Below are 26311 nucleotides of genomic sequence, written 5' to 3'. Positions count from 1 at the left end.
AACCTGAGCGATCCAAGCCGATCACCACGCAAGCCGATCCCGGAACTCAAGTCCCCCCGCGCGCGAGCGAGCCGGGCGCCAAGGTCTTTCAGTTCCCGAAGCCGAGAGGAGCCGCGTCGTGACCGGAGTGGATCTCGCGACGATCACCGCGCTGGACGCCGTGAGAGCTGGCCGGTGCACCGGCCTCTGCCTGGTGGCCAACCCTGACACGGTTAACGCCTGTGACTGCAGCTGCGACGGTGCATTTCATGGCGTGCTCGCGGAGGTCGAACTGACCCCTCGGCCTGTTCTGGTCGAGCCGGAGGTCTGTGGAGCGAAGCCACCACCGGACAAGTTCGGATTTGAGCGGGGAATCGAGTGTCAGCGAGAACCCGGACACGCTCCCGTTCCCGCGAGGATCGAGCATCACCACGGGGCCTACGGCACGTGGGTCGAGTTCTACAAGCCATGCCAGTGCGCCAGCACGCACCGAACGGGCGTGCCGTCGTGAGAAGCCCTGGCGAGCATGAGCACCGCGTTCCCGAAAGGCCGATTCCCGCAGTGGCGCGAGGCGGGCCCCGGTCGTGGCGCAAGCAGCGCGCCGCGACTGCAGGTCTTGACCCGGTCATCCGCGCAGCCGTGCGTGCCGACCTCGAGGCGCGCCGGCGGCGGGAGAAGTTCCGGGTCGTACCGCGGTCGGACGAGAACACCGGGGCTGCGTCGTGACGTACGACCGGTTCGGCGAGTCCGCCGAGGAGCCTGAGGCGGTCGCCGCCCCGCGGGCGAGCGAGCAGGAGCTGGCCGAGCACAAGGCCCGCTGCAGCGGCTGGCTCGACCGCAACGCCGACCAGCCCGTGCCGTGCCTGCGATGCCGGCCTCACCTCGCACCAGAAGTACGCCGCGCCCACCTGGGGCTCGGCGACAAGAAGTGACCACCTACCCGCCCAGGAGGGCACGAGAGGACTGAAGTCGATGAGCACGGGCACGAAGATCGAATGGACGGACGCCACCTGGAACCCTGTAACGGGGTGCGACGAGGTGTCGCCCGGTTGCGACAACTGCTACGCCAAGACGTTCGCCGAGCGGTTCCGCGGTGTTCGCGGGCACTACTTCGAGCAGGGCTTCGATGTCGTGCTGCGCCCGGACAAGCTGACGCTGCCGTTGCGGTGGAAGAAGCCGCGCAAGGTGTTCGTCAACAGCATGTCCGACCTGTTCCACAAGGACGTGCTGGACGAGTACATCGCACGGGCGCTCGCCATCATCGCCCTCACGCCGCAGCACACCTACCAGGTGCTCACCAAGCGACACGGCCGGATGCGGAGCCTGCTCACCGACCTGTGCGGCTGCGGAGCCGGACACGTTCCGAGCATCCACCTGCGGTCGGCCATGTCCTGGGCGGTTTCGAAGGCCAACCCGGACCGCATCCCCGGCGTCCCGGACGACGCCGAGCACCGCGTCTACTTCGAGACGCCCTGGCCGCTGCCGAACTTGTGGCTCGGCGTCAGCGTCGAGGACCAGCAGCGCGCGAACCTCCGCATCCCCGCGCTGCTCAAGACCCCCGCCGCGAAGCGCTTCCTGTCGTGCGAACCGCTGCTCGGTCCGGTCGATCTCACGCTGGTCGACTTCGATGGCGCGACTGGTCTGCACGTGCTCGACAACCCGCCGCGCCAGGTCGACTGGGTGATCGTCGGCGGTGAGTCCGGCCACGGCGCCCGGCCGATGCACCCCGACTGGGTGCGCACGATCCGCGACCAGTGCGCGCACGCCGATGTGCCGTTCTTCTTCAAGCAGTGGGGAGAGTGGGCACCTCACGATGTCGCGCGGCCGTCCTACTCCCAGCTTCTGGCGCATGGCGCCCACTGGGACGGCACCGCCGGCGCGACGGCGCGCGTCGGCAAGAAGGCCGCCGGTCGGCAGCTCGACGGCCGCACTCACGACGAGTTCCCGGAGCGTGTCGCGTGATCGCCGCGTTGGTGGTCGCGTTGCTGGTGCTGGGTGTCGCGTACTGGCTGGCGATGCGCGCTGCGATGTCCAGTGGCCGGCATCGGTTGTCGCCGGATCATCCGGGGTGGGAGACGGCGCTGGATGACCTGCATGCGTTGCGGCGGGTGCGTGGGTCTCGGTGAGGGGCGTGGCGTTCGTGGGGTGGAATCGTCGTCAGGGCTTGTAGTTAGACACAATTAGACGTAACTTAGACACATCGCGCGGACGACAGGAGCAGCTGATGACCACCACCACCCATTCCGCCACCACCGTGGTCATCGACTGCCCGCCCTACGCCTGGCGCAACGTCGCCCAGCCCGTCAAGGACACCTGGTACTCCCATCTGGACGAGGACTTCGTGCACGACTACCGCGCCCAGCTCGACACCGCGGCCACCCAGTCCCGCCCGGACGGCACGTCGCTGTACGGCACCGAGCTCACCAAGGCCTGGGCGGCCGCGGGCTACCAGGTGTCCCTCGACGGTGAGGACGGCATCGCTCACCAGCGCCGCCCCCACGGCTTCCCCTGGGGGCAGATGTGGGACACCGCCTGCACCAGCCTCGACCCGCACGCCCTGGTGGTCGCCGCCGGCTTGGACGACGAGCTGCTGCGCTACGCCGCCGCCCACCCCCGCACCGAACACCTGGCCCGGCACAGTGCCGCCCTTCGCCGGTGCACCGCCGGGCTGCGGGCTGAGCTGCACGACCGGCTCGACCGCCTCGCTGCGAACACGGGCACCGACCACGGCGAGCACCAGGTCGATGGGCTGCGGTCCCTCGTGGACACCGCGACCACCCGCCTGCAGCTCGACTACCTCGACACCCAGATCCCCGCCTGACCCGCGCGCTGACCACCGCACGCCGCAACCCCAGGAGACACCGATGAGCAGCACCACTGCGAAGCAGTTGTACGGAGACCAGCTGGCCAGCCGTCTCGCGACGGCCGGCGCCCGCTACCGCGAGATCGCCAACACCCTCGACCAGCTTGCGGCGAACGTGGACAAGATCGGCGCGCCCGGTACGGCGACCGCCGCCCACGTCGCCTCGAAGGCGGTGAAGGACGCGATGTGGCTGACCGCTAACGCGAACCTCGACAGCATCGTGACCGCCGCCGCCGACTACGACCGCAACGTGCAGCCCGCGGACGGTGCGTCGTGACCGACTGGCGCCACGAGGCGGTCTGCCGCGACGAGGACCCCGAGCTGTTCTTCCCGGTCGGCAACGACGGCCCCGCCCGCGCCCAGATCGCCGAAGCGAAGTCCGTCTGCTGGACCTGCCCGGTCATGTACGACTGCCGCTCCTAAGCCCGTGCCGCCGGCGTGGAGGGCGTCTGGGGCGGCACCACCGAAGACGAGCGCGCCGCGATGCCCGCACCCGCCACGCGGGTCGTGTTCGACCGGCCGACGCCACGCCCCAAGCACCGCCGCAACCGCGCCGCCTGAACCCGGTGCCGCACTGCCCATGCCTCCCCCGCAGGCAGCGCGGCACCACCCACCACCGACTGGAGACACCGATGAACACCACCACCGTCACCGCGGCCACGTTCGCCCTCGGCGCCCGCTTCAACGGTTACCCGCACCGCGTCACCGAGGTCGCCCCGGGCCACGCCGGCGTGATCGTCGCCTTCGGCCGCGACTGCATCCGCTTCTACCGCTACGGCGACCCGGCACCGGCCGTCACGCCCGCCGCCTGAACACCACACCCCGAACGTGACGGCGCCGGGACTCGTGCCCACCCCGAGCCCCGGCGCCGTCCACCAGACCACCACGTGAGGAGTACCCCCTCGATGACCAAGTACCCGAACCTCGACCGCCTCGCCCAAGCCGACCCCACCAAGCTGACCGCCCGCGAACTCCAGGTCCACGCCATCCATCAGGACTACGAGTCCAAGCCCCCAGGTCACGGCTCGAACGCGAAGACGTACCGCATGGCCGACGCCGTGCCCGCGCTGCTCGCCCACATCGACGAGCTGTACGGCGAGGTCGCACAGTTGCTGCTCGAACGTGACACCAGCAAAGCCATTGCTGGCGAAGTCGTCCAGCAGTTGACGGACCTCCGTGACGACGTGCTCGGCGACGAGACGATCCAGATCCCCGAGGTCGTCGCCGCGGCGAAGCGCGAGATCGAACGCCTCCGCGCGTACGCCGAGACCACCAAGCACCACCAGGACCAGCACGCGGCCGCTGTGCGCGACCTGGAGAAGCTCCGCGCCGACCACACCGAGGTCGCCGCCGCCGAGTTCGAGGCGATGGCGCGCGACCTCTACCGCCGCGCCGACAACCTGCCCCTCGGTGACAACAGCCAGGTGACCCGCCTCGGCGACTTCCGCGAGATCGCCGACAAGCTCATGGCCCGCGCGGAAGAACTGCGAGGCACGCGATGACCCCGCAGCAGCTCCTCGAAGCCCTCGCAGCCGACGAACGCGCGGTCACCGCCGACGACCTCCTGCTCACCGCCCTCGGCTCCGCCACCCCCGCCGCAGCCGGCGCCCTGGTCGACGACGAGCTCAACGCCCTGCTGCTCGCCTGGCGCCACGACATCGAGGCCGAGCCCTTCGTCCTGCCCGACGGTGACCTGCTCGTCCTGGGGCGTGCGTTGTGACCGCCGTCGTTCCGAGACCCGCCACCACCGACGACATCGACCAGATCCGCGACCTCGTCCGCGCCGGCGCCGTCGGCCCCTGGCACTACCGGTGGCCCGAACTCACCGCCATCGCCACCCGTCTCGGACTCACCCCCGCCGATGTCGTCTGGCGCGCCCACGACGGCCGCTGGTCTCCGAACCGCACACCCCCGGCCACCGTCGCCGACCACATCCGAGAGGCCACCGCCCGATGAAGAACCCACTCCGTCACAGCCACCAGCGGCTCAGCGCGGCCGCCGCCGCGACCGGCCTTCTCGCGCTCATCGCAGGCATCGGCCCGTTCAGCGACCGCATCTTCTTCTGCTTCCTCGTCGCCTTCATCGGCTTCAGCGTGCTCGCCGTCAGCGCCGCAACCCGCCCACCGACACCACCGGAGAAACCCGATGACCGGCGAACCCGAGCCGAAGACCGCCTTGGACCGGCTCAACGACTTCGCCGACGAGATCAACGCAGCACGCAACGCCATCACCGACGCGATCGAAGCCGCCGCGAACCACGCCAAGACGAACATCGGCGGCGCATCATGACCGCCCCGGACCCGGACGACCCGTTGGTGTGCCTCAACACCCGCGCCGCCGGCGCTGGACCAACCTGCGGCGAGCCGGACTCCGCGCACTGCGAGGGCGGCTGCGAGATGTGCCCCGGCACCTGCACCTGCCCGAAGCCCATCGAGCGGCGCGCCGTGTACGCGGACCCCGACTTCGGGCACGAGTACGACGAGGACGGCGAGAAGGCCAGCGTGCACGCCGGCTGGGACCTCGCCTTCGGCTGCCGCCTCAACGTCGCCTTCGACGGCAGTGCGCCCTACGTGTCGGTGTCCCTGTCCGACCAGGAACGCCGCAACGGCGGATGCAACCGGGCCGTGACCCGCGAGCAGATCCGGACGTTCGCCTACCACCTGATCCAGATGACCGACGAGATGGTCGAGCTCGCCCCTTCGAACATCGCCAAGGAGACCGACCGTGGCTGACATCGCCGCCGACGCGATCCGCACCTGGTTCGAGGACAACCTCGGCACGCACCAGGCCACGGACGCCGCGACCGGCGCTGTGTACGCGCTGCTCGATCTCCACCGCCCGATGGACGCTCAGCGCCACTTCGGCGACCGCCGCCAGACCTGCATGTCCTGCGATGACGGCAGATCTACGCCGCGCTGGCCGTGCGCGACGCGGAACGCGATCACCGGAGCCATCGCCAGCCAGGACACGACCTTCACCACCAAGGAGACCTCGTGAGCGTCGAAACCCGCGCCTACGACAAGCCCAACGACGACGGCTTTCCGCCCGACCCCGTTGTCGTGCTCGTCGCCACCGGCACCACCGACGTGTCCCGCCTCGTCAACGCACTCGCCCGTGGCAACTGCGAGCAGATCCGGCTCGCCGAGCAGATCAGCCGCCAGCTGCGCCGCCACAACGCCGGACGGGCCGCGCTCGCCCTGCTGAAGGCGCACGGCGGCGTCGACTTCACCGAGGAGCCCACGCCGTCCACCGGCAACCCGTACGCCTCCCTCGACGAGAACACGGCCATCCCGCCCCGCTACGTCGACGTCCCCCTGCCCGACACCGAGGACAACGGAGACCACCGATGACCGCAATGGACCGACTCAACGAGTTCGGCGACGAGATCCGCGCCGTCAAGGACGCGATCCTCGAAGTACGCGACACCCGCTCCAAGCCCTCCACGGCAGCCGAACGACGCGCCATCGCCAACGCGTACACCCGCCTCTGCGAGGTGTACGAGGCGGCAGGGAATGCCGTGTGTGTCTTGCCCGACGGGCAGCTCCTGTCCGGGGTGCTGATCGACGCTCAGGCCAACGCCCGGGAGCGCGCCCGAACCTGGATTGAACTCGCCGAGCACGCCGAGCTCCGTGAGACGCACGCCGCTGCGGACGGCAAGGACAGGAGCTGACGTGCGCGACGAGCACAAGACCTCGGACCCGAGCGACCCGTTGAAGTACCTCAACTCGCGCTCCGAGATCGCCGAGATCCGCGAGCAGCAAGCAGCAGTCGCCGGGAAGGCGCTGCCGGTGCCGAACGGCTGCCGCTGGTGCGGTGCCGATCAACAAGACCACTGCCAGCGCAGCGCACCATTCGTCGGCAGCCACGGCTGGACCGAGCCGACCAACACGCAGCGCCTCACCCGCATGAAGGCCCGCCGCGCCGCCAAGGCCCAGTCGTGACCGCGGGTGTTGACGAGGCGCCGGGCTACCAGCATGGCGACCTCGTCACCGCACTGCCCGGCCGCGAACCGGCGGCGATCGATCAGCCATCCACCACCCGAGGTGCCCTATGACCCGCACCCTGCGCCTGCCCGCAATCCAGCTCGTGCAAGGCAGCCGGCGCGTCGTGCAGTTCGCCGTCGACGCGGCCCAACTGCACACCTTCACCGCCGTTTCCCGCGTCCACCGCGACACCGACCACCAACTGCAGGGCTACCAGCGTCCTGAACAACTCGCCCACATCCGCGGCATCCGCCGCTACCTCGAACGCACCGGGTCGATGCTGCCCAACGCGATCGTCGTCGCCTTCGACGACACCGTGCGCTTCGAACCGCATCTCACCACCAGCCCAGTCGACTACGCCGTCCCGGGAGAACTCGTCATCCCCGTCGACCCCGACCAGCCCGCACACGAACGCCCCGCCTGGATCGTCGACGGCCAGCAACGCGCCGCCGCCCTGCGCACCGCCGCACTCATCGGCCCTTACGCAGTCGCCGTAGTCGGCTTCACCGTCGACTCCGAACGCGAACAGCGCGAGCAGTTCATCCTCGTCAACAACACCAAGCCCTTGCCCGCGGGTCTGGTCAACGAGCTGCTTCCCGACACTGACACCACCCTGCCCGCCGCACTGGACAGACGGAAACTGCCCGCCGCCATCGTCACCCGCCTTAACACCGCCAGTGTGGCGTTCGCCGGCCGCATCCGCACCACCACCTGCTGCGACGGGCACATCGCCGCCACCAGCGTGCTGCGCATGGTCCGCAACAGCCTCTCCGACGGTGTCCTCTACCAGTACCGGGACCCCGCCACAGGCCGCGGTGACCTCGATGCGATCGTCGCCCACATGGACCGGTTCTGGTCCGTCGTCGCCGAGGTGTGGGCCGACCAGTGGGACCTGCCGCCCCGCAAGTCCCGGCTCACCCACGGCGCCGGTATCCAGGCACTCGGGTTCGTCATGGACGCCCTCACCGACAACGACAGCGCAGACCGCGGCCAGTTGCGCGCCCATCTCGACAAGCTCGCACCCCACACCGCCTGGACCCAAGGCGGTACGTGGCTGCTCGGCGACGGACCACAGCAGGAACGACGTCGCTGGGACGGCATCCAGAACACCCCGCAGGACGTGCACCTGCTCACCCAGCACCTGCTGCGCCACCTGCCCAACGCGACGCCCGCCCAGGCGGCGTGATGGGAAGCCACCGCTGCCCCCACCCCGCCGTTGGCCGGATCACCTGGCCTGTCGAATGGCCGTCCCCCGTCAGCCCCGATGCCTCCGTCGACGTCTGCGACCTCGACACCTGCCACACCGCCGCGCACATGCTTGTCGAACAGGTCACCGGTCACCCGGGAATCCACCTGCCCTATCCGGCCTCACCGCCGAAGAAGCTACGGCCGAAGCTCAAGTCACCGCACTGCCGACGCAGCCGCAGCACGAACCCTGCGGTGCCATGGGAAGTCCTCGGCGCTCTCCTCGCCGCCGCGCCCACGGAAATCGAAGAGTGGGTGGAACGGCAACTCGGTGCTCACGTGGTCGCTCAAGCACTGAATGCCACGCCTGCACACATCGCCGACTCGGCCAACCATTCCGGAGGTGCGGCATGACCACCGCCAGACACACCGCCGAAACAGGCGAGGCGCCGGGCTACCGGCACGGCGACCCCGTCACCGACGAACTCGTCCTGGACCTCTTCGCCGGCCCTGGCGGATGGGACGAAGGCGCCCGCATCGCCGGGTTCGCCGGCGACATCCTCGGCATCGAGCTCGACCCCGCTGCCTGCCGTACCGCCGAAGCCGCCGGGCACAAGCGCATCCGGGCCGACGTCGCCCGGTTCCCCGCCGAGCTGTTCGCCGGGCTGATCACCGGGCTGATGGGCTCACCGCCGTGCACCACGTTCTCCGGTGCCGGGCACGGTGCCGGTCGCCTGGTGACCGAACTGCTGCTCACCGCGATGACCCGCACCGCCCGCGGCAAGAACGTCCTCGCGCAGTTGCGCCGCGACATCACCCGCGCCCTGCAACCTGAGGCGCTGCGGAAGTACCCGAAGCACACACGCGCGCAGCGCACAGCGTGGTGCCGCCAGCAGGCCACCATCACCGCCCTGGTCCTGCAGCCGCTGCGCTACATCCTCGCCATCCGCCCCCGCTGGATCGCGCTCGAGCAGGTCCGCGAAGTCGCACCGCTGTGGCGGCACCTGGCGATGCTGCTGCGCGAGCTCGGCTACACCACCTGGTCCGGTGTGCTGTCCGCCGAACGGTACGGCGTGCCCCAGACCCGTGTCCGCGCCGTGCTGACCGCCCGCCTGGACGGACCGGTGTCCGCCCCGGAACCCACCCACCAGGCGTACCGCAAGGACCTCAACTACGACACCGTCGGCGACCTGTTCGGCGATCCGCTGCCGCCGCCGGTGTCGATGGCTGATGCGCTGGGCTGGGGGCTGCCGGAACGACCGGCCTGGACCATCACCTCCGGCGGGGTGGAGACGGGCGGGGCGGAGGTGTTCGGTAACGCCAAGAACCGCGCCGAGCTCGCCGCGGTCGTCGCGGGTCAGTTCGAACGGCAGAACAATGGCGGGTCGCGTACGGCCGGGGAGCCGTCGTTGACGGTGCTCGCGTCGCACGACAACGGCAATCTGCGGTGGTCGTTGCGCAACGGCAACCAGGCCAACGCCTGCGAGCGGCGAGCCTGCGAGCGGCGAGCCTGCGAGCCGGCCGGAACCCTGTTCTTCGGCGGCCGCACCAACGCCGTCGACGTCGTCACCGCGACCGAGACCCGCCGCGTCACCGTGCAGGAAGCCGCCGTGCTGCAGAGCTTCCCGCCGGACTACCCATGGCAAGGCACCCGATCCCAGCAATACCAGGCTGTGGGCAACGCCGTCCCGCCTCGACTCGCGGCCGCGATCTTGGCCCAGTTCATCTCGCCAGCCGAACAGGAGGCCTGATGCGCTACAGGAAGAAGACGGTGCACGGCCGAACCGTGAGTGAACACCGACTCATCTGGGAACAGGCGCACGGATCGATCCCTGATGGCTACATCGTCCACCACATCAACCACGACAAGCTGGACAACCGGCTCGAGAACCTCCAGTTGATGACGCCAGCGGAGCACGCCCGACATCACAACGACAAGCACGATCGCGAGAAGGTCTGCGAGGTGTGCGGCGAGCACTACGAACCGGCGCCGACGAAGCGTCAGCGGAGCCGTACTTGCTCAAGGCCGTGCTTCCAGGCGCTTGCCTCGCGTGACCGTGCTGGCGTTGGCAACAGAAACGCCCTTCTGGATGACGTGAGCGTGATCGAGATCCGTCGCCGAGCCGCCGCTGGCGAGATGCAGAAGGACATCGCCGCTGCCTTCAACGTCGGCAGGATGACGGTCTCAAACGTCGTGCGACGGAACACCTGGCGCCATGTCCCGTGACCCCAGCCCGCCTCTGCTCGCTGCGGCCATCGTCGCCCCGCTGCTCCGCCGCGCCACCGTGCGCGCCGCCTGATCCCTACCGTCCATGGAGGACACCGCCATGAGTAACCTGCCCGACCTCGACGACGGACCGGTCGTCATGGAGAACGAGGCCCGCGAGCGCACCGAGTACGGCGTCCGCTGGACACTGGAACAGGGCGGCGTGAAATACGTACGCGACGGCTCCCGTGCCGGGGCCGAGTCGTGGCTGAACGACCCGCCCATCGGCGCCCTGCAGGGCGAGCTGGTACACCGCACCATCACGACCTCCCCATGGGAGCCGATCCAGCCGCCCCGATCGCCGGTGATGTCCGAGGACGAAGTGGCTGCGGCGATGGACCGCTACTACGGAGTCCCGGTTGCCCACATCGGCGAGGACGGTGACGCTGTGGCTCTCGGTGGGCCGACCCGCCGGGTGCTGGCGGCGGTGCACTGTCTCGGCCGCGTCGCCTTGAGTGACCCGGTCATGGCCGCCACGGTGAACCTGATGTGGGCGTGGTTCGAGCGCGTCGCCGATGACGGCCTGGATATCCAGTGGCTGATGCACCCCTGTGAGGCGTCAGATGAAGGCGCGATGGAGGTGACCGTCGTGCGTGAACTGATGGAGTACACGCCCGGGAAGCGGCCATGCGCGGGGATGTGCAAGGACGGTTTCGCGTTGCCAGGACAGGACTGGTGCATGCCCTGCTCTCCTCTCAAGAGCGCATCGTGAAGGCCCGGAAGAAGTACGAGGTGGCTGTGACCGTGTTTGTCGAGGCGCACGGTGTCGACCGGACCGACGCGCAGCACGGCGCCGAGATCGCCGTCCGGCATGCCCTGCGCACCGTTGAGGTTGAGCCCGGTGTGCTGGAGACCCCGCACCGCAACGGCGACACCTACCGGGTGCGGGTGCACGGGGTCATGGACACCACCCTGGCCGGGGCCAATGGATACCTGGCCATCAGGCCGTCGAACCGCGCCTACCGGGAGGGATCGTGAAGTACCTGCTGCTGACAGGAACCGTGCTGTTCGCCGCGGGAACGGTGGCCGTCTCCATGAGGGGCGTGCTGATCATCCTTGCTGGTGGCCAGGACGGCCCGCATCTGCGCCGCGCGTTCCTCTGCATCCTCACCGCTCTCGTCCTGCTGACCGTTGCGGTTGGCCTTGGTGTGTGGAGCGATTCGTTTCCGCCATTCCTCAGCGAGAAGGGAGCCGTGTCGTGACTGAGCCGATCATCAAGCTGCCGCTGCCGTTGCCGCTGCGGCAGCGCATCGCCCGCGCCCTGCTGGACTGCTCGCACGACGGCGGGCACGGCGACGACGTGATGGTGAGCCTCAACGCGGCCGCCGACGCCGTGCTGACCGTGGTGCAACCGCAGATCGACCAGCTCCGCGAGAACAACGCCATCCGCCAAGGCGCGCTGAACGGTGTCCTCGGAAGAGCGGGTTCGGCCGACTACCTCGAAGCGATCGAGATCGTGGCGGACATCAAGCTGGAGCGCGATCGACTGGCGTCCCGGCTCGCCGCGGCCCGCACCGCTCTGGAGGGCTACCGGCAGGCCGACGCCGTGCGGCACGAGGTTCGCATGCACGGCTTCTGCCCGGGCGGTGGCATGCACGCGAAGTGCACGACGTGCGGTGAGCACCGGTGCGTGCCGCAGCAGGAGGCAGAGGACTGGCGGGACCAGCACGAGGCGGACACCCTCCGCCCGCTCCGCGCGGTGGCCGAAGAAGACGACAGCGCACCGGCCACGACTCCTCGTGTGTGGCCTGTCGGGTCGCCTGCGCCGGATGAGTCCGTCGCGATGGTCATGGCGGAGAACGACGTCACCTTCAAGCGCACGCCGTGGGGCCGGTGGCGTGCGCTGCCTCCCGAGGGCAACGACCGGGACTACCCGTGGTCGGAGATCAACGGGCTCATGGTTGTGACCGAGGTGCTGTCGTGAAGGCCATCGACTGGTCCGCCGTGCGCGCCGCCACCCCGGCGAGCGTCACCTGCAACCACTGCGGCCGCCCGGACATCGTCGTGAACAAGACGACCGGGTTGCGCGCACCGCACCGGGTCGAGCGGAAGACCCGGCCGGGCCAGAGGTCGCCGTGGTGCGACGGCGGCGACCGGCTTCACACCAGCACCCCCGCGGACAAGGAGCCCACCGATGATGCCTGAGCCCGCCCAGGAGGCTCCTGCCAGGCTCGCTCGCGAACGGCAGGACCTAGCCCACCTCGCACGTCGCGTCGTCCACGAGGCGGCCATGGCGCTCACGCCACACACACCGGGCGAGGACCACACCGAACCGGCTTCGCGGGTCGCAGCGTGCGCGGTCCTACGCGTTCTGGTTGCCGACACGTGCTCGCGGATGACGCCCCAGAAACGCGCCTACCTGGACGCGCTGATTGAGCAGATCAACCGCGACGCCCCGCAGACCGCCGGAAACGAAGGGAGCGCCGACCGATGAGCGAGACCAAGACCGCATCCCAGCGCGGAAGCTCGAACCGTCGTAAGGGCCACGACGCCGAACGCGCCGTCTGCCGGTGGCTGCGCGACAACGGCTTCCCCGGCGCCGAACGCTCCGTACGCTCCGGGTTCACCGCCCACGACCGCACCGTAGCCGACGCCGGCGACATCACCGGCGTGCCAGGCCTCGTGTTCCAGGTGAAGGACGTGGCCCGCTCCGACATCCCGGCGTGGATGGTCGAGACCGAGCAGCAGCGCCAGGCCGCCGGGGCGGATCACGGGTTGCTGGTGCAGCGTCGCCGCGGCACGGCGGACGTCGGGAAGTGGTGGGTGCACGTCACCGGCCGTACGTTCGCGGTGCTGCTGGCGGGCAAGGCGGCCCCGGAGTTCGACTGCGTGGCGCGGGTGACACTCGCCGAGCTGGTGCCGCTGCTGCGTCGCGCCGGCTACGGCATCGCCGTGGAGGTGGCGTGATGCCGCAGCGAATCCAGCGCCGCCGGACGAAGGGCTGGCGGATGCCCGAGGGGGCGGTGTACGTCGGCCGCCCCTCTCGGTGGGGCAACCCGTACGTCGCAGGCGCGGTCGTCAGCCGCCGCAGCTTCGGCGTCCTGGTGCAGACGACCGTCGCCAACGTGAAGATGGCGACCGCCTACTTCGAGCGGTGGGTCAACGGCGACCGACATGTTCCGCTCTCCGGCTGGAACGAGCACCGGCGACCGTTGAGCATCGAGGAGATCCGCGCCGAACTCGGCGGTAAGGACCTCGTCTGCTGGTGCCCCATCGGGCAGGCCTGCCACGCCGACGTGCTGCTGCGCATCGCGAACCCGGAGGTGGCGTGATGGGCAACGAAGTCCTGTTCGACGGCTTCTCCCGCGCGGGCACGCACATCGGCCGCGTCGAAGACGAGTACCGGGTCACGGAGCGACGGGCGGCGGTGAGGGCCCTGGCAGGCAACCACGCCCGTGACGCCAAGGATCTCGCCGAGCTCCTCGACATGCTCGACCTGCGCGCGGAGGAGGGGAAACGGGATGCCTGACATCGGCACCTTCGCTGGGATCGCGGTCGCGCTGCTGATTGCGCACAACTTCGCGGATCACTGGGTGCAGAACAGCCACCAGGCCAACACCAAGGGCCACCGCGACAGGGCAGGCAGGATCGCGTGCGCGAAGCACGTCGCCTCGTACACCGCAGTCACATCGGGCCGCCGTGCTCGCCCTGTGGCTGGCGTTCGACCTCGACATCACCTGGTGGGGCTTCGCCGCTGGCCAGCTGGTGTCCGCGGTCACGCACTACTGGGCGGACCGCCGGTACACCCTCGCCTGGCTGACGGCACGGCTGGGCAAGGCGGAGTTCTACGCGCTCGGTGCACCGCGGGTCGGCCGGGACGACAACCCGTCCCTGGGGACCGGGGCGTACGCGCTGGACCAGTCCTGGCACTGGGCGTGGCTCGGCGTCGCCGCCGTGCTCACCACCGTCCTGTAGCTCGCTCGGCCCGGTGAGAGGATGCGCGACGTGACAACGAAGTGGACACTGCTCGACGCCTTGCCCGCCGAGCTCGACGAGACGCAGGCCGTGGTCTATCGCGAGACCGGGCAGGACGGGGTGCCGCAACTCGGCGGCCGGCACCTGGTGTTCCCGGATGGGCAGGTGTGGCAGCAGCGCGGGGACGGGCGGTACCAGTGCAGCATCATGGTGGTCGAGGACCTGGTGCCACCATGGTGGGAGCGCGTCGAGGCGTAGCTGGTAGGCGGCAGAGTGGTGGCGTCGCCCCTATCGACAAGGAGAAGAAGTGTCCAACGAGTCAGCAGCACCGGTTCTCAAAACGCCTGCCGAGTGGGCGCAGGAAAAGGGCATCTTGATCTTGTCGCCCGATGGGTGGCGTACGGATGGCAAGTCGTTCGATGAGCCGATCACCGAGAAGGAGTTCCGGCGCCGAAAAGGGCAGTCGACGATCGAGCGGTAGCAGGGCACCCACGGCAGGTGGAACAGCAGAGCGGCCCCGGACCGATGTGGTCCGGGGCCGCTGTCGTCTGCGGGTCAGACGGCGTGCAGTCGTCGTCCGGGCGTGAGCAGCGGGTTGTCGGCGTCGCCGTCTTCGAAGCCGGCCAGGTCCGCGATGTCGTGATCGCTGAGGCCCTTGGAGCGCATCGTCTGCCCGATGGCGGCGATCAGCTGCGGGTGTTCCGGGGCGAGTAGATCGCTGCCGGGTTCGTTGGTCTTCCAGCCGCGGGCGTTGAGCGCCTTGTAGAACGCCGCATGCTCGGCGGTGCTCATCATGCCCAGGTCGAGTGCTTTGCGGGCCAGTGCTTGCATCGACACACCCCACACCTGCTTGAGATCTTTTAACCGGCCGAGCGTGGCAGGTCTGAGGTCGGGGCGGATGACGTGGCTGGGCATGAGGAACTCGGAGGCGAACTCGTCGGCTTCGCGTTCCTGGTCCTCGGTGGCGATGCCGTTGTGCAGGACGAGGTGGCCGAGCTCGTGGGCGAGGCTGAACCGCTTGCGGCACGTCGGGGCGGCGCTGTTGAGCAGCAGTACCGGGTGGTCGTAGACCCACTGGCACATGCCGTCGATGCGGCCGGTGGAGAAGTCCTCTTCCAGCACGATGCAGCCGGCGGCCTCCAGCCAGCGCACCAGGTTGCGGACGGGCCCGATCGGCATCCGCCACTGCGCGCGCACCATCAACGCCGCCTCGGCCGGGCTGGTGTCGATGGGGTCGAAGGTGGGCACCGTGGTTTCCGAGCGCAGCGACACCTCCTCGAACAGGGCGGACATGTGCAGGCGGTACTTGTTGAGCCGCGCCTCGAGGAGACGCCACAGGGAGGCCTTGGCGGTGCGCTGGCGGCGCATGTGCGCGTCGACGGCGAGCGCGCCGCGGACGGTGTGGTCGCGGGTCAGGAACCGCGGGGTGACGCCGAGGGCGTGCGCGAGGCGCTTGATGGTCTCGTCGTCAGGGGTGCGCTGCCCGGTCTCGTAGCGGGACAAGCTGGCCTGGGTGAGGCCGACCTCCACGCGCAGGTCTTCTTGCGTCATGCCGCGTGCACGACGCAACGTCTCGAGGACCTGCCCGAAGTCGTTCACGACGTTTCCTCGGTGCGGGTGCGGTCGATCTCCGAGGACAGGTTGATCTGCGGCAGCGACGGGTCGATCGGGCTGGTGGTGATGACGGTGGCGCCACTGGCCTGGGCGGTGTCGACGACCACGGCCCAGATCGGCGGCCCGTCCAGGCTCTCGCGCAGGGAGATGACCGTGGCGCCCATGAGACGTTCCTCGGCTTCCCAGCGGTAACCGAATCCCAGGCACACCTCTTCCAGGCCGGGGAGCTGGTTGCTCTGACCCCAGAACGACATGGCGCTCTTGGTCGGGTAGGAGGAGATGCGGTCACCGGCGCTGTGGCGCTTGATGCGCGCCCGGAAGCGGTCGCCGACCAGCAGTTCGCGGGTGGCGTGCTTCTCGATCAAGGTGACGTCGGTGATGCCGTCGACCTCGCGGCGCAGGTTCGCCCAGATGCGGTCGTGGATCCAGTTGGCGAGACCACGTTCGGAGTGGTCGGCCACCCATCCGGGGCGGGTCTCTCGGTACGCGGCGAGTTCCTTACGGGCGTCGCGGGTGGCGGCGACGAGCGCGATGACGACCTTGTCGCCGAGGTCCCGGATCACATCGTCCGGATGAGGCGCGGAAAACATACCAGAAAATATACCACCCATGATCCAGAGTCGCAGTGCGGCCCACCAGCGCGAAACACAACCGTGACAACCCCGGGAACTCAGACGATCTCCGCGTTCTCGCGGGCGTCGAGGTCGTACGGGTGCACCCACGCCATACCCTCCCGCTCCACCCACCAGTAGTAGGCCGGCCCGTTGAGATCCGGCCACACCTCCAGATCCGGGTCGATCGCGGCGATCCGGTCCAGGCGGGCCCGGTCGGTACCCCACGACACAGCCACACCACCACGGGCGCGGTCGCGGACGACATACATCAGGCCTCCCAGGGCGGGTGGGTGTGCAGGCGGACCGCATCGTAGGCACACGCCGGCCGGGCTCGGCTGCCCGCAGAGGTGCGGCTGAACGCAGACGGCCCCCGAACCGGGCTGGGTTCGGGGGCCGTGTTGGTGATCGAGCTACGCGTGGGCGCGCACCACGCGGGGCAGGCCCTGGTCAGCAAGGGGGCGGGAGGCCGGCGGCCCCCCGGAGGGGCTGCCGGCCGGTCAGGCGGGGAAGTGGTCGTCCTCGATGCAGAGGAGGTGCTTGGCCTCGCCGCCGATGGTGACCGCCGCGGCGTGGTCGTCCGCGGTGAGGACCTTGCGGTTGGCGCTGGCGACCAGGTGGATGGTCTCGGCCTTGGCCAGGTCGAGCAGGGCGGCGGTGATCTCGGCGTCGGTGGCGGGGACGAGGGGGCGGATCTTGGCGAGGCGGACCCAGTCCTGCTCGTCGTTGGTGAGGTCGAGGTAGGCGGCGGTGATGGCGTCGGCGATGGCGTTCATGGTGTCTCCCTGGTGCTGGCGTCCCTTGCTGGTGTACGTACACCGTAGCATGAGGTGTACGTACACCACAACCCCCCGGGTGGACATGGTGTACGTACACCGTTTAGCCTGGGAACATGCCCAACAAGCCCGCCACCCAGCACCGCAGCGTCCGCGTCCCCGACGACCGCTGGACCACCGCCAAGACAAACACCGAAGCCCTCAACACCGACCGCGCCACCTGGATCAACGACGCCCTCGCCTGGCTCAACCGAGAACCCGGCGCCAAGCAACCCAAGCGGCCCTCGCAGGGCTGAGTGGCACGCATCCCAGAACGACAGCAGCCCCCGAGCACCACGGCTCGGGGGCTGCTGCACGTCTCACACCTACTGCACGCGGTGCTCGCGCAGGTAGCCGCGGGTCACGATGAGCACCTGGGTGCGGGCGATGGTCATGAGCTGAGGTCTCCTTCAGGCGGGTGAGTCAGTGGAAGTAGGCGTCGGCGGCGCACCAGGTGCCGGTCCTCAGGTCGATGACGACCATGCGGGGCCGATCGTCAGGGAACTCGGTGGGCTGGTCCAGGACGTTGGCGAGGTCGGCCGCGTAGCCCCAGGGCGTGCCGAAGATATAGCGGTTGTCGGCCTTGTCCAGTGCCCCGTTGGGCAGGACGTAAGTGATGGCGTGGGTGATCGGGCCGTGGTCGTGGTCGAGCTCGCAGTCGCAGCCGAGGTTGGCGCTGAAGCAGAACCGCTCCGCGTAGTCGGAGGCGCCGTACATGACCTGCGTTGCGGCCTTGGCGGTGATCACTGGCCCACCTCCGTGTACGGCGACACCCACTGCCCGGTGGCGGGGTCGAGGTCCCAGCCGTCGAGCTCGGCGCAGCCATCACAGATCGGGGCGTTGTAGCTGGCGCCGCCGATGTTGCGCAGCCAGCCGCGGCGGATGAGCTGGCCGCAGAACGCGACGAGCCCGTTGATCTGGCCGGCCTCAAACGCGGCGAGGGCTTGGTCGCTGGCGTCGGGGATGTGCATGGTTTTCGATCGTCCGAACATGGTGTCTCCTCGGTGGGTTGCGGGGGTCTCACCTCACCTCTCACCTCACCTCGGCGCACACGTCTCTACCTGCACACATGCGGGTGTGCGGGTGGTGAGGTGAGAGGTGAGGTGAGGAGCTAGGCGGCGGTGTAGAGGCGCTGTCCGTCTGGGCCGTCGGCGCGCACGATTCGGCCGTTGCGGGCGAGCGCCGAGAGGGCGTTGTCGAGCGACGACTCGGACGTCTCGTAGCCGGAGGCCAGGAGCACGGCGAGGATCGACGCGCGGTTGAACGCGACCGGTTCGCCGCCGAGGTGGCCGTTCGGGGCGTCCTCGACGCGGCCGGCCAGGAGGTCGACGATGAACTCCCGCATCTTGGGGCGTGCGGGCGTGTCGTTGACGACATGCAGCTGCGGCGCGGTCGGCGCGATCTCGGCTGGCGGCCCCTCGACTTCGAGCAGTCCGGCGCGGCGCAGTGCGGCGTCGAGCTCGTCGTCGGCCGACGGTGCGGCCGCGACTGCTGCAGCACCCGTGCTGGTTGACGGTGCGATGGTCGTGCGTCCTTGCAGGTAGAGCTGGTAGTCGAGGGTCATGCGCTGCGGGCGGTTGGCCTCGTACCACGGGGTCGGGGCGGCCCAGCGGCCTTCGGGCAGGCGCTGGGCGAGCTCGGCGCGGGCGAGGGCGACCTCGGACATGCGGGGCCCGTCGTGCAGGACGGCGAGCCGGGAGTCCTCCTCCTGGATGTAGCGGCCCTTGCCGCGGATGGTCGGGAAGTCGCCGCGCACGTAGAACTCGCCGGGGTTGAACAGGTCCGGGAGGCCGGCGCTGCCCTTGCCGAACGCGCGGGAGCGTTCGTCGCCGTCCTGGGAGCGCAGGATGACGATGTAGTTCATGTTGGCCTTGATGGACGCGGCGTGGTCGCCGAACATCGCGTTGTCCCACTCCTGGGCCATCAGGATGATGAAGATGCCCGCTGACCTGGCCAAACGCATGATGTAGGCGAGCAGGTCGGAGGCGACCCACTCGCGGCCGTCGAAGGTGACACGGGTGTCGCGGCGGGCGAGGAACGCCGGGGCTTCCTCGATCCACACGAACCAGGGCAGCAGGTTCTGCCGGTCGTTGTGCGGCAGGGACTGGCGCCACCGCACCTCGTTCATGATCTCGGTGAGCAGCATGAGGCAGTCGCTCATGCCGACGAACGCCTCGACCGGCATCGGGAGGGTGGTGCCGAGCAGCGGGTCGAGGAGCTGGCCGACCCAGTCGTAGACCTTCTCGACGCCGATGACGGTCTTGCGTCCGGGCAGGCGCATCACCTCGGCAGCGAAGGCCGCGGAGAACGCGGTCTTGCCGCAGCCGGTGTTGCCGATGATCGCGCCATGGCCGAGCGGGTTAACGGTGATGGGCTCGCCGTGGACCTGGGGGCCGATGTCGATGCGGGAGCCGTGCGGCAACGGCTCGTTGACCAGCGTGTACGGGTGAACGAGGGCCAGGACGTCCTGGGTGGTGACGGTGACCCGGACACGGCCGGCACCGCGAGTGGGGTCGATCTGCACCCACGAGGTGTCCATGACGACGTCGTAGGCGTCCTCGACGGCGCGGGCGATGGCGTCCTCGTCACCGGGCTGCACCGCCTCGACCTTCGCGATCTGCACGGGCTTGACCTGGGGCAACGCGGTCATCTCAGCGTGCGCCCGCCGGGCGGCCTCCTGCTGCAGCAGCGCGGTCGCGGCGTTCGAGGCGGCCTGTGGGGTCATCGTCCGCACGACGAACGAGGCACCGAACTGCATCGGCTGCACCTCCTTGACCTCGTGGAACGGCCGGCCCGCGGCAGCGAGGATGAGCTCGAACTCGCGGGCGCCGTCGCGGTGCTGCACGGGCTGGTCGCCGGTGGCGGGGAGCACTTCGGGGATGTAGACCTCCAGCTCAGCCGGTGCGCGTTTCACCGGTACGGGGGCCGGGGTGAACGTGGTGAGGCGCCGGTCCCAGATGACCGCGCTCAGCCACACCAGCACGGTGAGGCCGCCCAGCCGGTAGATGTGCGCCTTCCACGCGCCGGGGTCGGCGAGCACCCACAGCACCCAGCCGCAGTAGGTGGCTGCGGCGGCGGTGGCGGCGAGCCACATGGCCCGCCGCGCACCGGTCTCCATCTGCGAGAACGCCTCGCCGCGGGTGAACTCGCCGTGGGCGAGCCACGAGCTGACGGCCAGGGTGAGGAGTATGCCGAGCAGGGTCCAGCCGGTGGATGCGTCGATGAGGTGCAGCACGGTCGCGGCCACTGCTGCACCGAGCATGCCCGCGATCGTGAAGAACGACTTCGCCTGCACGGCGTGCTCCTTTCCGCAGGTCGTCGAGGTGAGGTGAGAGGTGAGGTGAGAGGTGAGAGGTGAGACGGTGGTGAGGCCGGTCAGCTGGCCTTGGCGGCGGCGTTGTTGGCCATGCCGTCGAGGCGTGCGGCCCAGGCGAGCCGGGCTCGGGCGTCTTCCTCGCAGCGGGCGGCTTCGGCGCGCAGGTCCGCGGCGGCCTTGTGGTTGGCGGCGCCGGGCAGGGCGGCGAAGTTCTCGGCCTCGTGGCGCAGCCGCTTGGCGTCCTCTTCCTTCATCGCGCTGTCGTTGCGGGCCTGGGTGGCGGCCTCCTGGCAGGAGGAGGCGTAGCTGGCCGGCGTGGAGTTGTCGATCATCTGGACGTAGGTGTCGGCGGCCGTGCTGCTGGAGCTGGTCGTGGTGGCGCTCATCGTTCCTCCGTGCTTGGTGTTTGTGCTGGTAACGCGGTGTTCCTCACGGTGAGGCGGGGGTGAGGGCCGGTGCTCGTCCCGTTCCACGCGAGGCGTGGGAGCCGGGCGCGGTCGTTCCGGCTCGGGGGCCGGCGCGGGCGGCGGGACCTCCTCGTCGGGTTCCTCGGTGGGCCACTGCGGCTCGATCGAGGTCTTCACCGGTGGGGGCGGTTCGGTGCTGCGGGCGTCCGGGTCCTGGGTGGGCCAGGACGGGCCGGTGCCGGGCTTGGTGAGGTCGCGGGTGCCACGCACCCTGGTGGTGCAGCCGTCGCGGTTGCCGACCACGGTGCCGTCGGCGAGGACGTCGCCCACGAGTTCGGCGCCGGAGGCGAGGAAGCGGGCGAAGCGACCGACACTGCGGCGAGCCGTGTCGACTGCGCCGCCCGCCGAGCCGGGTCGCCGCCCGCTGGCGCCGAGGTGGGCGTGACTCGTCGTGGTGCGACCCCGCCCGGCATGGCTGCCGCCCGCCCGGCTGGACAGGCCGCCTGCCGCCCGCCTACCGCCCGAACCGGGCCGCCCGCCCGGTCGCCCGGTGGTGCCGCCCGTCGCCCGCAACCCGGCCGCCCGGTCGCCCGGCACGGTGCCCGCGGCGGCTGCCCGGCGTCGCCCGCCCGGTGTCATCCGGGCGATGGCCGCCCGCGCCCGCTGCCGGGCCGCGGACCGCCCGCCCGTCGTGCTCGGGCGGGCGCCCGGTCGTCGCCCGCGGGTGCCGCCTGCCCACGACGGCAACGCCGCCCGAAGCCGCCCGCCCAGCCCGCGCGGGCGAGCGCCGAGCGTGCCGCCCGAGCGTGACCCGGTTGCCCCGCCGCCCGACAGCGGGCGGCGGGCGACCGCCCGCCCGACAGCCCGCCCGAACCCGGACCGGGCGATCCGCCCGCTGCCCGCCCGGCGCACCGCGCCCGCGATCCGCCCGGCACCGGGCAGACGGCGAAGACCTGCCCGCGCCCGGCCCGACCGGCGCAGCACGACAGCACCGGTGACGCCTGCGGCGGTGAGGCTGCTGGCGATCCACCACAGGGTCGGGGAGCCGACGAGCACGAGGACCAGCACGGCGCCGGCGGCGAGCGGGAGGCCGAGGATCAGCAGGGCGCGACGCGGGTCGATGCCCTCGTGCAAGAACTGCGGCGGCTGCGGCTTGATGGCCTTGGCCTGCGGTTTCACCTTCGTCTCACCACTGGTCTCACCTCCGGCCTCACCTGGTGAGACCGGGCGTGAGGGACGCGGTGCCGGGGTCGACTGCGGGATGGGTCGAGGTGGGCTCGGCGGCTTGGACCCTTCGGGTGGCCAGGTCATCCGACAGCCACCTCCTCGTTCGTGCTGACGGTGTGCAGTTCCGGGCGGGCAGCCTTCTCGCGCAGGCGGGCGGCCCGGCCCTGCCCGACGCCGAGGTGCTTACGCATCCACGACTCGGTGGGCAGCTCGCCCGTCTGCGGGTGGCGGGCGGCACGCACTCGGGCGATCAGCTCGTCGTCGCCCGGGCCGTCGCCCGCGGGCGGCTTGGGCTGTCGCCTGGGCGGGCGGGTGGTAGCCGGGCGGGCGGCTGCCCGGGCGACGCCCGGCCGCGTCACCTGGGCAGCTCGGGCGGCGGGCGCGGGCGACGTGGTGGGTGCCGCCTCGGTCACGGTGTCGGGGGTGGGGGTCGTGACCGAGGCGGCGGTGTCCCGCCCGACTGAGGGGTCAGGCCGGACGGGAAGTTCAGCGGGCGCGGGCGACGTGTCGGGCAGCGGCTGGGCGGCGGGCGCGACGGTGCGGGCGGCCCGCCCGATCGACACCAACGCGAAACCACTGATGAGCATCAGGCCGTCGACGACGAGCGGCCCGACTGCGGAGCCGAGGGGCCCGTATCCCCACGCCCGAAGGACGGCGTAGATGTGGCCGTAGGAGATGACGCCGGAGCCGCCGGCGACGGCGATGAGGCCGGAGACGCGGACGAGGCGCCAACCCCAGCCGTCGGGCCAGGCGATGCGGGACAGGACCTCGACGGAGACCATGAGCGCCAGCGGCCAAACGACGGCGCCGACCTGGGAGGCGATCGAGGGGGCCCAGGTTTCGGGGGTGCCGGGCTGGTCGGCGGGCAGCCAGGCGGCCTGGAGGTTGCCGCCGACCGAGACCAGCGAGCCGAGTAGGAACCCGGTGAGGGCCCAGGCACGGCCTGAGGTGCGGGTCTTGCCGGGGGTGGCGGCGGTGTTCACGGTCGGGGTCTCCTTGGTCGGTACGGCGTTCAGAGTTCGAAGCGGACGAGCGGCGCGACGTCGGTGCCGGTGAGGTGGTGTTCGGTGCGCAGGGCGTCGGCGAGGAAGGTCACGGCCAGCCAGTGGCGGCGCAGCGTGCTGTTGGCCCAGTCGGCGGCCTTGGCGAGGGTGGTGCCCGAGGCGGGCAGGTTGGTGCGGATGAGGGCGGCGTCGGCGTGGTGGTCCGGGTGGGTCTCGACCTCGCCGCGGACTTCGGGCAGGGGCCGGCCGGTGGTGGCGGTGGTGTGGATTGCGATGGCCTCAAGCCCGGTGAGCAGGTACAGCACGGTGCTGTAGGCGTTGGGGCGGGTGGTGAGCTGGGTGCGGCCGGTGACCTGCCATTCGCCGCGCGGGTCGAGGGTGTAGTCGAGGTGGACGTGGTGGACGCCGATGCCGAGCAGGACCGCGGCCACGGCGTGGCCGGCCTCGCGGATCGACACCGTCTCCCACGTGGGGGCGAGTTCGGTGATCCGGTCGGGCGGTGGTGCTGACATCGGCGGGTCCTTATCTCGGGTGCAGTGGTGGTGATCTGGGGGTCAGTTGACGCAGTCGCAGCAGCCGGACGAGATGGACCCGCCGCACTTCCTGCAGTACTTCGGCTTCATGGCATGGCTCCTAGATGTGGTGGTTGTGGTGGTCGTCTCGACCACCGTGCTGGGGTCAGCTGCTCCGCGCGTGATCGGCGTGGGCGCCGTACTTCTTTGCCCAGTTGCGGGCGTCGTCGCCGAGGTCGCCGAGGCGGTCGGCGAGACGGTTCATGTACTGCTCGCCTTCACGGGCGACGGCGCGGACAGCGGACTCGGGTGACGTCTCGGTCATGACGGGTTCCTTCCTGCGCGGGTGCGGTGGTGGTCTGCGGGTCAGATCGCGTCGCCGTCGACGCCGGTCTTGCCAACCGGGACGGGGTCGAGCTGCAGCAGCCGGTCGTCCTGCGGGGTGTTGCAGGTGGCCCCGGTGACCGGGTGCCAGCCGAACCAGCAGTCGCGCTCCAGCTCGATGAGCAGGTCGACGATGTGCTGCTCGGCCAGCTGCGTGGACTTCACGAGCTCGGCGACCGCGGGGCGGCGATACACGCCGGCCTGGTCGAAGTACGTGCCGAGCAGGAGCAGCAGCGACTTGTGCTGCCAAGGCAGATCGGCGTACCGGACGGCGCAGCCCCAGGAGCGGCGGTCGGCGACCAGCGTGACCGCGACCTTCGGATCGAGGTTGAGCTCGGCGGCCCAGCCGGGCAGGTCGGTGATGCGCTGCGAGGTGCCCGTCCAGCCGGTGCCGACCAGCTCGGCGATCTCCATCGCCGCCTCGGCCTGCGACTGGGTCAGGTGCTCGTCGGGCAGCCACGACACTCGCCACCGCTCGGATCGGCCCTGGCCGGTGGTCCAGGCGATGTGCTTCGTGCCGTCGCTGGTGAAGCGCACGTGGGCGGTGAGGGTCATGCGGTCACCTGCGCGGAGTACAGGCGGGCGTCGTCGGCGCGGTGCAGCTCGTACAGGTCCGCGCCGGCGGTGAGAAGGGTGGCGAGGTGGCGGCCCTGGCTGAGCTGGACGGTGAACGACAGGTTGTCCCCGGCCTCGGTGTACTCGACCGCCAGGTAGGTGTGAAGGCCGGTGGTGGCGTTGAGCTCGCGGACCAGCACCACCGCGGCGTTGTCGCCGTTGGGGGTGAAGCCGATGTCGCCGAGGACGTGCTCGGCACGGCAGGTGCCGAGCTTGAGCAGGTGGCACGGCGTCGGGTCGGTGCTGCGCATACACCCGTCCAGGTGACGGAAGCTGTTGAAGGTGGCAGACTGGGACACGGTTCTCTCCTTGGTGGCGAGACATTGGCCCCGGTTCGGTGTTCGCAGCACCGCCGGGGCCGTTTCGCGTTCAGGCGGGGTTGGTGGCGGCCGGGTCGTTGGCCGGCAGCGCGCCGATGCTCCTGAGGTAGAACACCCGCGCGGACTCGGGGATCCGCCACTTCTGGCCGTCCTTGTAGGCCCCGGGGAACTGGCCGTTCTCGATGCGTCGACACACAGTGGCGTGGCTGAGTCCCAGCTGTTTCACCATGTCGGCGACGGTGTGAAAGGGCTCAGCGAGCCCGACAGTCTGCCCAGTCACTGAGCCCTCCTAGCTGTCCTGTGCGGAACGCGATCACCATGCAAAGTGTGAAGCGGATGGTTGTCAGCTTAAGGCTTAGACGCTTAAGGTTGCAACCCTCAAGCTCAACACGCAAAAAGGCGGCCCCCAGCCGAAGCTGAGGGCCGCCTGAAGAGGGCAGGTGACGTCAGTGGATCTGTTGCGAGTACCGCAGCACGTAGAGGTGCCCGCCCTTCACCAGCACCGATGCTTCAACCGCACGCTGCTCGTCGGAGAAGACCGTCCGGAACTGCTGCAGGATGGACGTGGAGCTGGGGAGCTGCAGGATCTCAAGCTCCTCTGTCGTGGGAGACCTGGTCGAGACCTCGTCGGTGAGCGAGCGCTGCGGAAAGCCGAGACCGGAGAGCACTGCGGGCGCACCGCCACGGATCTTGCGCGCGGCGGCAAGCGGAGTATCACGCGCAAGGTCGGCCGGGTAGTACGAGTTCGACAGCTCGACCGGCGTGCCATCGTGCAGCAGCAGCCGCTGCCGGAGCACCACACTGCTGCCCTCAGGGACTTGAAGCGCACGGGCGATCTGGACTGGCGCGGCGACCTCAGCGACCTGGAGAAGGTCGTACGAGTACTGCCGCGGCGAGGGCTCGAAGTAGTTCGCGACGTCCACCACGAAGGGTTGTCCTGGGCGCACGAAGACGCCCTGCCCCTTCTTGCCCACCAGGAACCCCTCGTCCTTGAGGATTTTCAAGGCGGCCTGGATCGTGGTCCCGGCGACCGCGAACTGGACCGACAACTCGCTGTTGTTGGGCAGGCGCACTCCCGGGGCCAGATCCCCGTTCATGATCTGCGTGCGGATCTCAGCCGCGATCGCGTCTTGGCGCTGCCGCTCGTTAGGCCTGGTGGCCACGGTGGTCCCCCGATCGTGACGCGGTCATGCCGTGAGCTCGAATCGCAGTCGCCAGTCTGCGGCTGCCTCGGCGGTCCAGGGGTATGGAGTGCCCCTAGCACGTGGGTTCAGGTTGAGCGTCGAGATGCTGAT

Annotated in this window: 48 protein-coding genes and 1 pseudogene; 34 read left to right on the top strand and 15 right to left on the bottom strand. The window is 70.1% G+C overall.

Annotated features, from left to right (window positions below; translation table 11 throughout):
- Nucleotides 1–88: 88 nt before the first annotated feature.
- On the bottom strand, nt 89–412 hold the full coding sequence (locus ACZ7CD_RS38750; RefSeq protein ID WP_470380902.1) for a hypothetical protein: 324 nt from the start codon (nt 410–412) through the stop codon (nt 89–91).
- A 289-nt stretch (nt 413–701) separates the two neighbouring features.
- Between ACZ7CD_RS38750 and ACZ7CD_RS38745 the strand changes: the two genes are divergently transcribed.
- The 32 genes and pseudogenes from ACZ7CD_RS38745 (at nt 702) to ACZ7CD_RS38590 (ending at nt 14672) form a co-directional block, all read left to right on the top strand.
- Nucleotides 702–911: a hypothetical protein gene (locus ACZ7CD_RS38745; RefSeq protein ID WP_470380901.1), complete on the top strand. Its 210-nt coding sequence runs from the start codon at nt 702–704 to the stop codon at nt 909–911.
- Between the two features lie 40 nt (nt 912–951).
- Nucleotides 952–1941 (top strand): DUF5131 family protein, encoded by a 990-nt coding sequence (locus tag ACZ7CD_RS38740; protein WP_470380900.1) that lies wholly within the window; start codon nt 952–954, stop codon nt 1939–1941.
- The gene (locus ACZ7CD_RS38735) at nt 1938–2105 is read left to right on the top strand and encodes a hypothetical protein (RefSeq protein ID WP_470380899.1); all 168 of its coding nucleotides are present in this window, start codon (nt 1938–1940) and stop codon (nt 2103–2105) included. Before ACZ7CD_RS38740 ends, ACZ7CD_RS38735 begins: the two co-directional genes overlap by 4 nt.
- Nucleotides 2106–2203: 98 nt before the next feature.
- Nucleotides 2204–2800 carry a hypothetical protein gene (locus tag ACZ7CD_RS38730; protein WP_470380898.1) on the top strand — a complete coding sequence of 199 codons (597 nt, stop codon included), beginning with the start codon at nt 2204–2206 and terminating at the stop codon, nt 2798–2800.
- Between the two features lie 43 nt (nt 2801–2843).
- Entirely contained in the window at nt 2844–3119 is a 276-nt protein-coding gene (locus ACZ7CD_RS38725) for a hypothetical protein (protein WP_470380897.1), read from the top strand.
- Nucleotides 3116–3403, top strand: a pseudogene (locus ACZ7CD_RS38720) (WhiB family transcriptional regulator). Before ACZ7CD_RS38725 ends, ACZ7CD_RS38720 begins: the two are co-directional and overlap by 4 nt.
- 71 nt (nt 3404–3474) lie before the next feature.
- Complete coding sequence (locus tag ACZ7CD_RS38715; protein WP_470380896.1) at nt 3475–3654, top strand: hypothetical protein; 180 nt, start codon at nt 3475–3477, stop codon at nt 3652–3654.
- Between the two features lie 93 nt (nt 3655–3747).
- Entirely contained in the window at nt 3748–4344 is a 597-nt protein-coding gene (locus ACZ7CD_RS38710) for a hypothetical protein (RefSeq protein WP_470380895.1), read from the top strand.
- Nucleotides 4341–4562, top strand: coding sequence for an anti-sigma-D factor RsdA (locus tag ACZ7CD_RS38705; RefSeq protein ID WP_470380894.1), 222 nt, complete (start codon nt 4341–4343; stop codon nt 4560–4562). Before ACZ7CD_RS38710 ends, ACZ7CD_RS38705 begins: the two co-directional genes overlap by 4 nt.
- A complete protein-coding gene (locus ACZ7CD_RS38700) occupies nt 4559–4798 on the top strand; it encodes a hypothetical protein (protein WP_470380893.1) in 240 nt (79 codons plus the stop codon). Before ACZ7CD_RS38705 ends, ACZ7CD_RS38700 begins: the two co-directional genes overlap by 4 nt.
- A gap of 189 nt (nt 4799–4987) precedes the next feature.
- On the top strand, nt 4988–5131 hold the full coding sequence (locus tag ACZ7CD_RS38695; RefSeq protein WP_470380892.1) for a hypothetical protein: 144 nt from the start codon (nt 4988–4990) through the stop codon (nt 5129–5131).
- The gene (locus ACZ7CD_RS38690; RefSeq protein WP_470380891.1) at nt 5128–5574 is read left to right on the top strand and encodes a hypothetical protein; all 447 of its coding nucleotides are present in this window, start codon (nt 5128–5130) and stop codon (nt 5572–5574) included. The genes ACZ7CD_RS38695 and ACZ7CD_RS38690 overlap by 4 nt, the downstream gene beginning before the upstream one ends.
- Nucleotides 5567–5839 (top strand): hypothetical protein, encoded by a 273-nt coding sequence (locus tag ACZ7CD_RS38685; protein WP_470380890.1) that lies wholly within the window; start codon nt 5567–5569, stop codon nt 5837–5839. Before ACZ7CD_RS38690 ends, ACZ7CD_RS38685 begins: the two co-directional genes overlap by 8 nt.
- Complete coding sequence (locus ACZ7CD_RS38680; RefSeq protein WP_470380889.1) at nt 5836–6192, top strand: hypothetical protein; 357 nt, start codon at nt 5836–5838, stop codon at nt 6190–6192. Before ACZ7CD_RS38685 ends, ACZ7CD_RS38680 begins: the two co-directional genes overlap by 4 nt.
- Nucleotides 6189–6512 carry a hypothetical protein gene (locus ACZ7CD_RS38675; protein WP_470380888.1) on the top strand — a complete coding sequence of 108 codons (324 nt, stop codon included), beginning with the start codon at nt 6189–6191 and terminating at the stop codon, nt 6510–6512. Before ACZ7CD_RS38680 ends, ACZ7CD_RS38675 begins: the two co-directional genes overlap by 4 nt.
- Before the next feature lies 1 nt (nt 6513).
- Nucleotides 6514–6783, top strand: a complete 270-nt coding sequence (locus ACZ7CD_RS38670) for a hypothetical protein (protein WP_470380887.1) — start codon at nt 6514–6516, stop codon at nt 6781–6783.
- A gap of 109 nt (nt 6784–6892) precedes the next feature.
- Nucleotides 6893–8011 (top strand): DGQHR domain-containing protein DpdB, encoded by a 1119-nt coding sequence (gene dbpB / locus ACZ7CD_RS38665; RefSeq protein WP_470380886.1) that lies wholly within the window; start codon nt 6893–6895, stop codon nt 8009–8011.
- Nucleotides 8011–8424, top strand: coding sequence for a hypothetical protein (locus ACZ7CD_RS38660; protein ID WP_470380885.1), 414 nt, complete (start codon nt 8011–8013; stop codon nt 8422–8424). Before dbpB ends, ACZ7CD_RS38660 begins: the two co-directional genes overlap by 1 nt.
- Entirely contained in the window at nt 8421–9761 is a 1341-nt protein-coding gene (locus ACZ7CD_RS38655; RefSeq protein WP_470380884.1) for a DNA cytosine methyltransferase, read from the top strand. The genes ACZ7CD_RS38660 and ACZ7CD_RS38655 overlap by 4 nt, the downstream gene beginning before the upstream one ends.
- Nucleotides 9761–10237, top strand: coding sequence for an HNH endonuclease (locus ACZ7CD_RS38650; protein WP_470380883.1), 477 nt, complete (start codon nt 9761–9763; stop codon nt 10235–10237). The genes ACZ7CD_RS38655 and ACZ7CD_RS38650 overlap by 1 nt, the downstream gene beginning before the upstream one ends.
- A gap of 85 nt (nt 10238–10322) precedes the next feature.
- A complete protein-coding gene (locus ACZ7CD_RS38645; RefSeq protein ID WP_470380882.1) occupies nt 10323–10988 on the top strand; it encodes a hypothetical protein in 666 nt (221 codons plus the stop codon).
- Nucleotides 10985–11254 carry a hypothetical protein gene (locus ACZ7CD_RS38640; protein ID WP_470380881.1) on the top strand — a complete coding sequence of 90 codons (270 nt, stop codon included), beginning with the start codon at nt 10985–10987 and terminating at the stop codon, nt 11252–11254. Before ACZ7CD_RS38645 ends, ACZ7CD_RS38640 begins: the two co-directional genes overlap by 4 nt.
- Nucleotides 11251–11478: a hypothetical protein gene (locus tag ACZ7CD_RS38635; protein ID WP_470380880.1), complete on the top strand. Its 228-nt coding sequence runs from the start codon at nt 11251–11253 to the stop codon at nt 11476–11478. Before ACZ7CD_RS38640 ends, ACZ7CD_RS38635 begins: the two co-directional genes overlap by 4 nt.
- The gene (locus ACZ7CD_RS38630; protein WP_470380879.1) at nt 11475–12200 is read left to right on the top strand and encodes a hypothetical protein; all 726 of its coding nucleotides are present in this window, start codon (nt 11475–11477) and stop codon (nt 12198–12200) included. Before ACZ7CD_RS38635 ends, ACZ7CD_RS38630 begins: the two co-directional genes overlap by 4 nt.
- Nucleotides 12197–12421: a hypothetical protein gene (locus tag ACZ7CD_RS38625; RefSeq protein ID WP_470380878.1), complete on the top strand. Its 225-nt coding sequence runs from the start codon at nt 12197–12199 to the stop codon at nt 12419–12421. Before ACZ7CD_RS38630 ends, ACZ7CD_RS38625 begins: the two co-directional genes overlap by 4 nt.
- Complete coding sequence (locus ACZ7CD_RS38620; protein ID WP_470380877.1) at nt 12411–12710, top strand: hypothetical protein; 300 nt, start codon at nt 12411–12413, stop codon at nt 12708–12710. Before ACZ7CD_RS38625 ends, ACZ7CD_RS38620 begins: the two co-directional genes overlap by 11 nt.
- Nucleotides 12707–13183 (top strand): hypothetical protein, encoded by a 477-nt coding sequence (locus ACZ7CD_RS38615; protein WP_470380876.1) that lies wholly within the window; start codon nt 12707–12709, stop codon nt 13181–13183. The genes ACZ7CD_RS38620 and ACZ7CD_RS38615 overlap by 4 nt, the downstream gene beginning before the upstream one ends.
- On the top strand, nt 13183–13548 hold the full coding sequence (locus ACZ7CD_RS38610; protein WP_470380875.1) for a DUF4326 domain-containing protein: 366 nt from the start codon (nt 13183–13185) through the stop codon (nt 13546–13548). Before ACZ7CD_RS38615 ends, ACZ7CD_RS38610 begins: the two co-directional genes overlap by 1 nt.
- Nucleotides 13548–13745, top strand: coding sequence for a hypothetical protein (locus ACZ7CD_RS38605; RefSeq protein WP_470380874.1), 198 nt, complete (start codon nt 13548–13550; stop codon nt 13743–13745). Before ACZ7CD_RS38610 ends, ACZ7CD_RS38605 begins: the two co-directional genes overlap by 1 nt.
- Before the next feature lie 170 nt (nt 13746–13915).
- A complete protein-coding gene (locus ACZ7CD_RS38600; protein WP_470380873.1) occupies nt 13916–14191 on the top strand; it encodes a hypothetical protein in 276 nt (91 codons plus the stop codon).
- A 30-nt stretch (nt 14192–14221) separates the two neighbouring features.
- Entirely contained in the window at nt 14222–14449 is a 228-nt protein-coding gene (locus tag ACZ7CD_RS38595) for a hypothetical protein (protein ID WP_470380872.1), read from the top strand.
- A gap of 49 nt (nt 14450–14498) precedes the next feature.
- On the top strand, nt 14499–14672 hold the full coding sequence (locus tag ACZ7CD_RS38590; protein ID WP_470380871.1) for a hypothetical protein: 174 nt from the start codon (nt 14499–14501) through the stop codon (nt 14670–14672).
- 74 nt (nt 14673–14746) lie between these two features.
- Here ACZ7CD_RS38590 and ACZ7CD_RS38585 read toward each other — a convergent pair whose 3' ends face one another.
- The 4 genes from ACZ7CD_RS38585 to ACZ7CD_RS38570 form a co-directional block, all read right to left on the bottom strand.
- Nucleotides 14747–15790 carry a helix-turn-helix domain-containing protein gene (locus tag ACZ7CD_RS38585; RefSeq protein ID WP_470380870.1) on the bottom strand — a complete coding sequence of 348 codons (1044 nt, stop codon included), beginning with the start codon at nt 15788–15790 and terminating at the stop codon, nt 14747–14749.
- Nucleotides 15787–16395 carry a hypothetical protein gene (locus ACZ7CD_RS38580; protein ID WP_470380869.1) on the bottom strand — a complete coding sequence of 203 codons (609 nt, stop codon included), beginning with the start codon at nt 16393–16395 and terminating at the stop codon, nt 15787–15789. Before ACZ7CD_RS38580 ends, ACZ7CD_RS38585 begins: the two co-directional genes overlap by 4 nt.
- Nucleotides 16396–16475: 80 nt before the next feature.
- The gene (locus ACZ7CD_RS38575) at nt 16476–16688 is read right to left on the bottom strand and encodes a hypothetical protein (RefSeq protein ID WP_470380868.1); all 213 of its coding nucleotides are present in this window, start codon (nt 16686–16688) and stop codon (nt 16476–16478) included.
- Between the two features lie 228 nt (nt 16689–16916).
- Nucleotides 16917–17192 (bottom strand): hypothetical protein, encoded by a 276-nt coding sequence (locus tag ACZ7CD_RS38570; RefSeq protein ID WP_470380867.1) that lies wholly within the window; start codon nt 17190–17192, stop codon nt 16917–16919.
- 116 nt (nt 17193–17308) lie between these two features.
- Between ACZ7CD_RS38570 and ACZ7CD_RS38565 the strand changes: the two genes are divergently transcribed.
- Nucleotides 17309–17488 (top strand): hypothetical protein, encoded by a 180-nt coding sequence (locus ACZ7CD_RS38565; protein WP_470380866.1) that lies wholly within the window; start codon nt 17309–17311, stop codon nt 17486–17488.
- Nucleotides 17489–17654: 166 nt separating this feature from the next.
- Here ACZ7CD_RS38565 and ACZ7CD_RS38560 read toward each other — a convergent pair whose 3' ends face one another.
- The 6 genes from ACZ7CD_RS38560 to ACZ7CD_RS38535 form a co-directional block, all read right to left on the bottom strand.
- Entirely contained in the window at nt 17655–17978 is a 324-nt protein-coding gene (locus ACZ7CD_RS38560; protein ID WP_470380865.1) for a hypothetical protein, read from the bottom strand.
- Nucleotides 17975–18223 (bottom strand): hypothetical protein, encoded by a 249-nt coding sequence (locus tag ACZ7CD_RS38555; protein WP_470380864.1) that lies wholly within the window; start codon nt 18221–18223, stop codon nt 17975–17977. Before ACZ7CD_RS38555 ends, ACZ7CD_RS38560 begins: the two co-directional genes overlap by 4 nt.
- Before the next feature lie 119 nt (nt 18224–18342).
- Complete coding sequence (locus tag ACZ7CD_RS38550) at nt 18343–20526, bottom strand: hypothetical protein (protein WP_470380863.1); 2184 nt, start codon at nt 20524–20526, stop codon at nt 18343–18345.
- Nucleotides 20527–20606: 80 nt separating this feature from the next.
- Nucleotides 20607–22133 carry a hypothetical protein gene (locus ACZ7CD_RS38545; RefSeq protein ID WP_470380862.1) on the bottom strand — a complete coding sequence of 509 codons (1527 nt, stop codon included), beginning with the start codon at nt 22131–22133 and terminating at the stop codon, nt 20607–20609.
- 128 nt (nt 22134–22261) lie between these two features.
- Complete coding sequence (locus tag ACZ7CD_RS38540) at nt 22262–23164, bottom strand: hypothetical protein (protein WP_470380861.1); 903 nt, start codon at nt 23162–23164, stop codon at nt 22262–22264.
- Between the two features lie 29 nt (nt 23165–23193).
- Nucleotides 23194–23697 (bottom strand): hypothetical protein, encoded by a 504-nt coding sequence (locus tag ACZ7CD_RS38535; RefSeq protein WP_470380860.1) that lies wholly within the window; start codon nt 23695–23697, stop codon nt 23194–23196.
- Nucleotides 23698–23743: 46 nt separating this feature from the next.
- Here ACZ7CD_RS38535 and ACZ7CD_RS38530 point away from each other — a divergent pair, with 46 nt between their 5' ends.
- Nucleotides 23744–24010: a hypothetical protein gene (locus ACZ7CD_RS38530; RefSeq protein ID WP_470380859.1), complete on the top strand. Its 267-nt coding sequence runs from the start codon at nt 23744–23746 to the stop codon at nt 24008–24010.
- A gap of 53 nt (nt 24011–24063) precedes the next feature.
- On the opposite strand, the gene ACZ7CD_RS38525 is transcribed toward ACZ7CD_RS38530, so the two are convergent.
- The 4 genes from ACZ7CD_RS38525 to ACZ7CD_RS38510 form a co-directional block, all read right to left on the bottom strand.
- A complete protein-coding gene (locus ACZ7CD_RS38525) occupies nt 24064–24636 on the bottom strand; it encodes a hypothetical protein (RefSeq protein ID WP_470380858.1) in 573 nt (190 codons plus the stop codon).
- A complete protein-coding gene (locus ACZ7CD_RS38520; RefSeq protein ID WP_470380857.1) occupies nt 24633–24947 on the bottom strand; it encodes a hypothetical protein in 315 nt (104 codons plus the stop codon). Before ACZ7CD_RS38520 ends, ACZ7CD_RS38525 begins: the two co-directional genes overlap by 4 nt.
- Before the next feature lie 118 nt (nt 24948–25065).
- Nucleotides 25066–25245 carry a MerR family transcriptional regulator gene (locus ACZ7CD_RS38515; protein ID WP_470380856.1) on the bottom strand — a complete coding sequence of 60 codons (180 nt, stop codon included), beginning with the start codon at nt 25243–25245 and terminating at the stop codon, nt 25066–25068.
- Between the two features lie 217 nt (nt 25246–25462).
- Nucleotides 25463–26179: a GntR family transcriptional regulator gene (locus tag ACZ7CD_RS38510; RefSeq protein ID WP_470380855.1), complete on the bottom strand. Its 717-nt coding sequence runs from the start codon at nt 26177–26179 to the stop codon at nt 25463–25465.
- Nucleotides 26180–26311: the final 132 nt, after the last annotated feature.

The organism is Lentzea sp. NPDC036949, from assembly GCF_055608075.1.
This window is presented reverse-complemented; position numbering and strand designations above follow the sequence as displayed.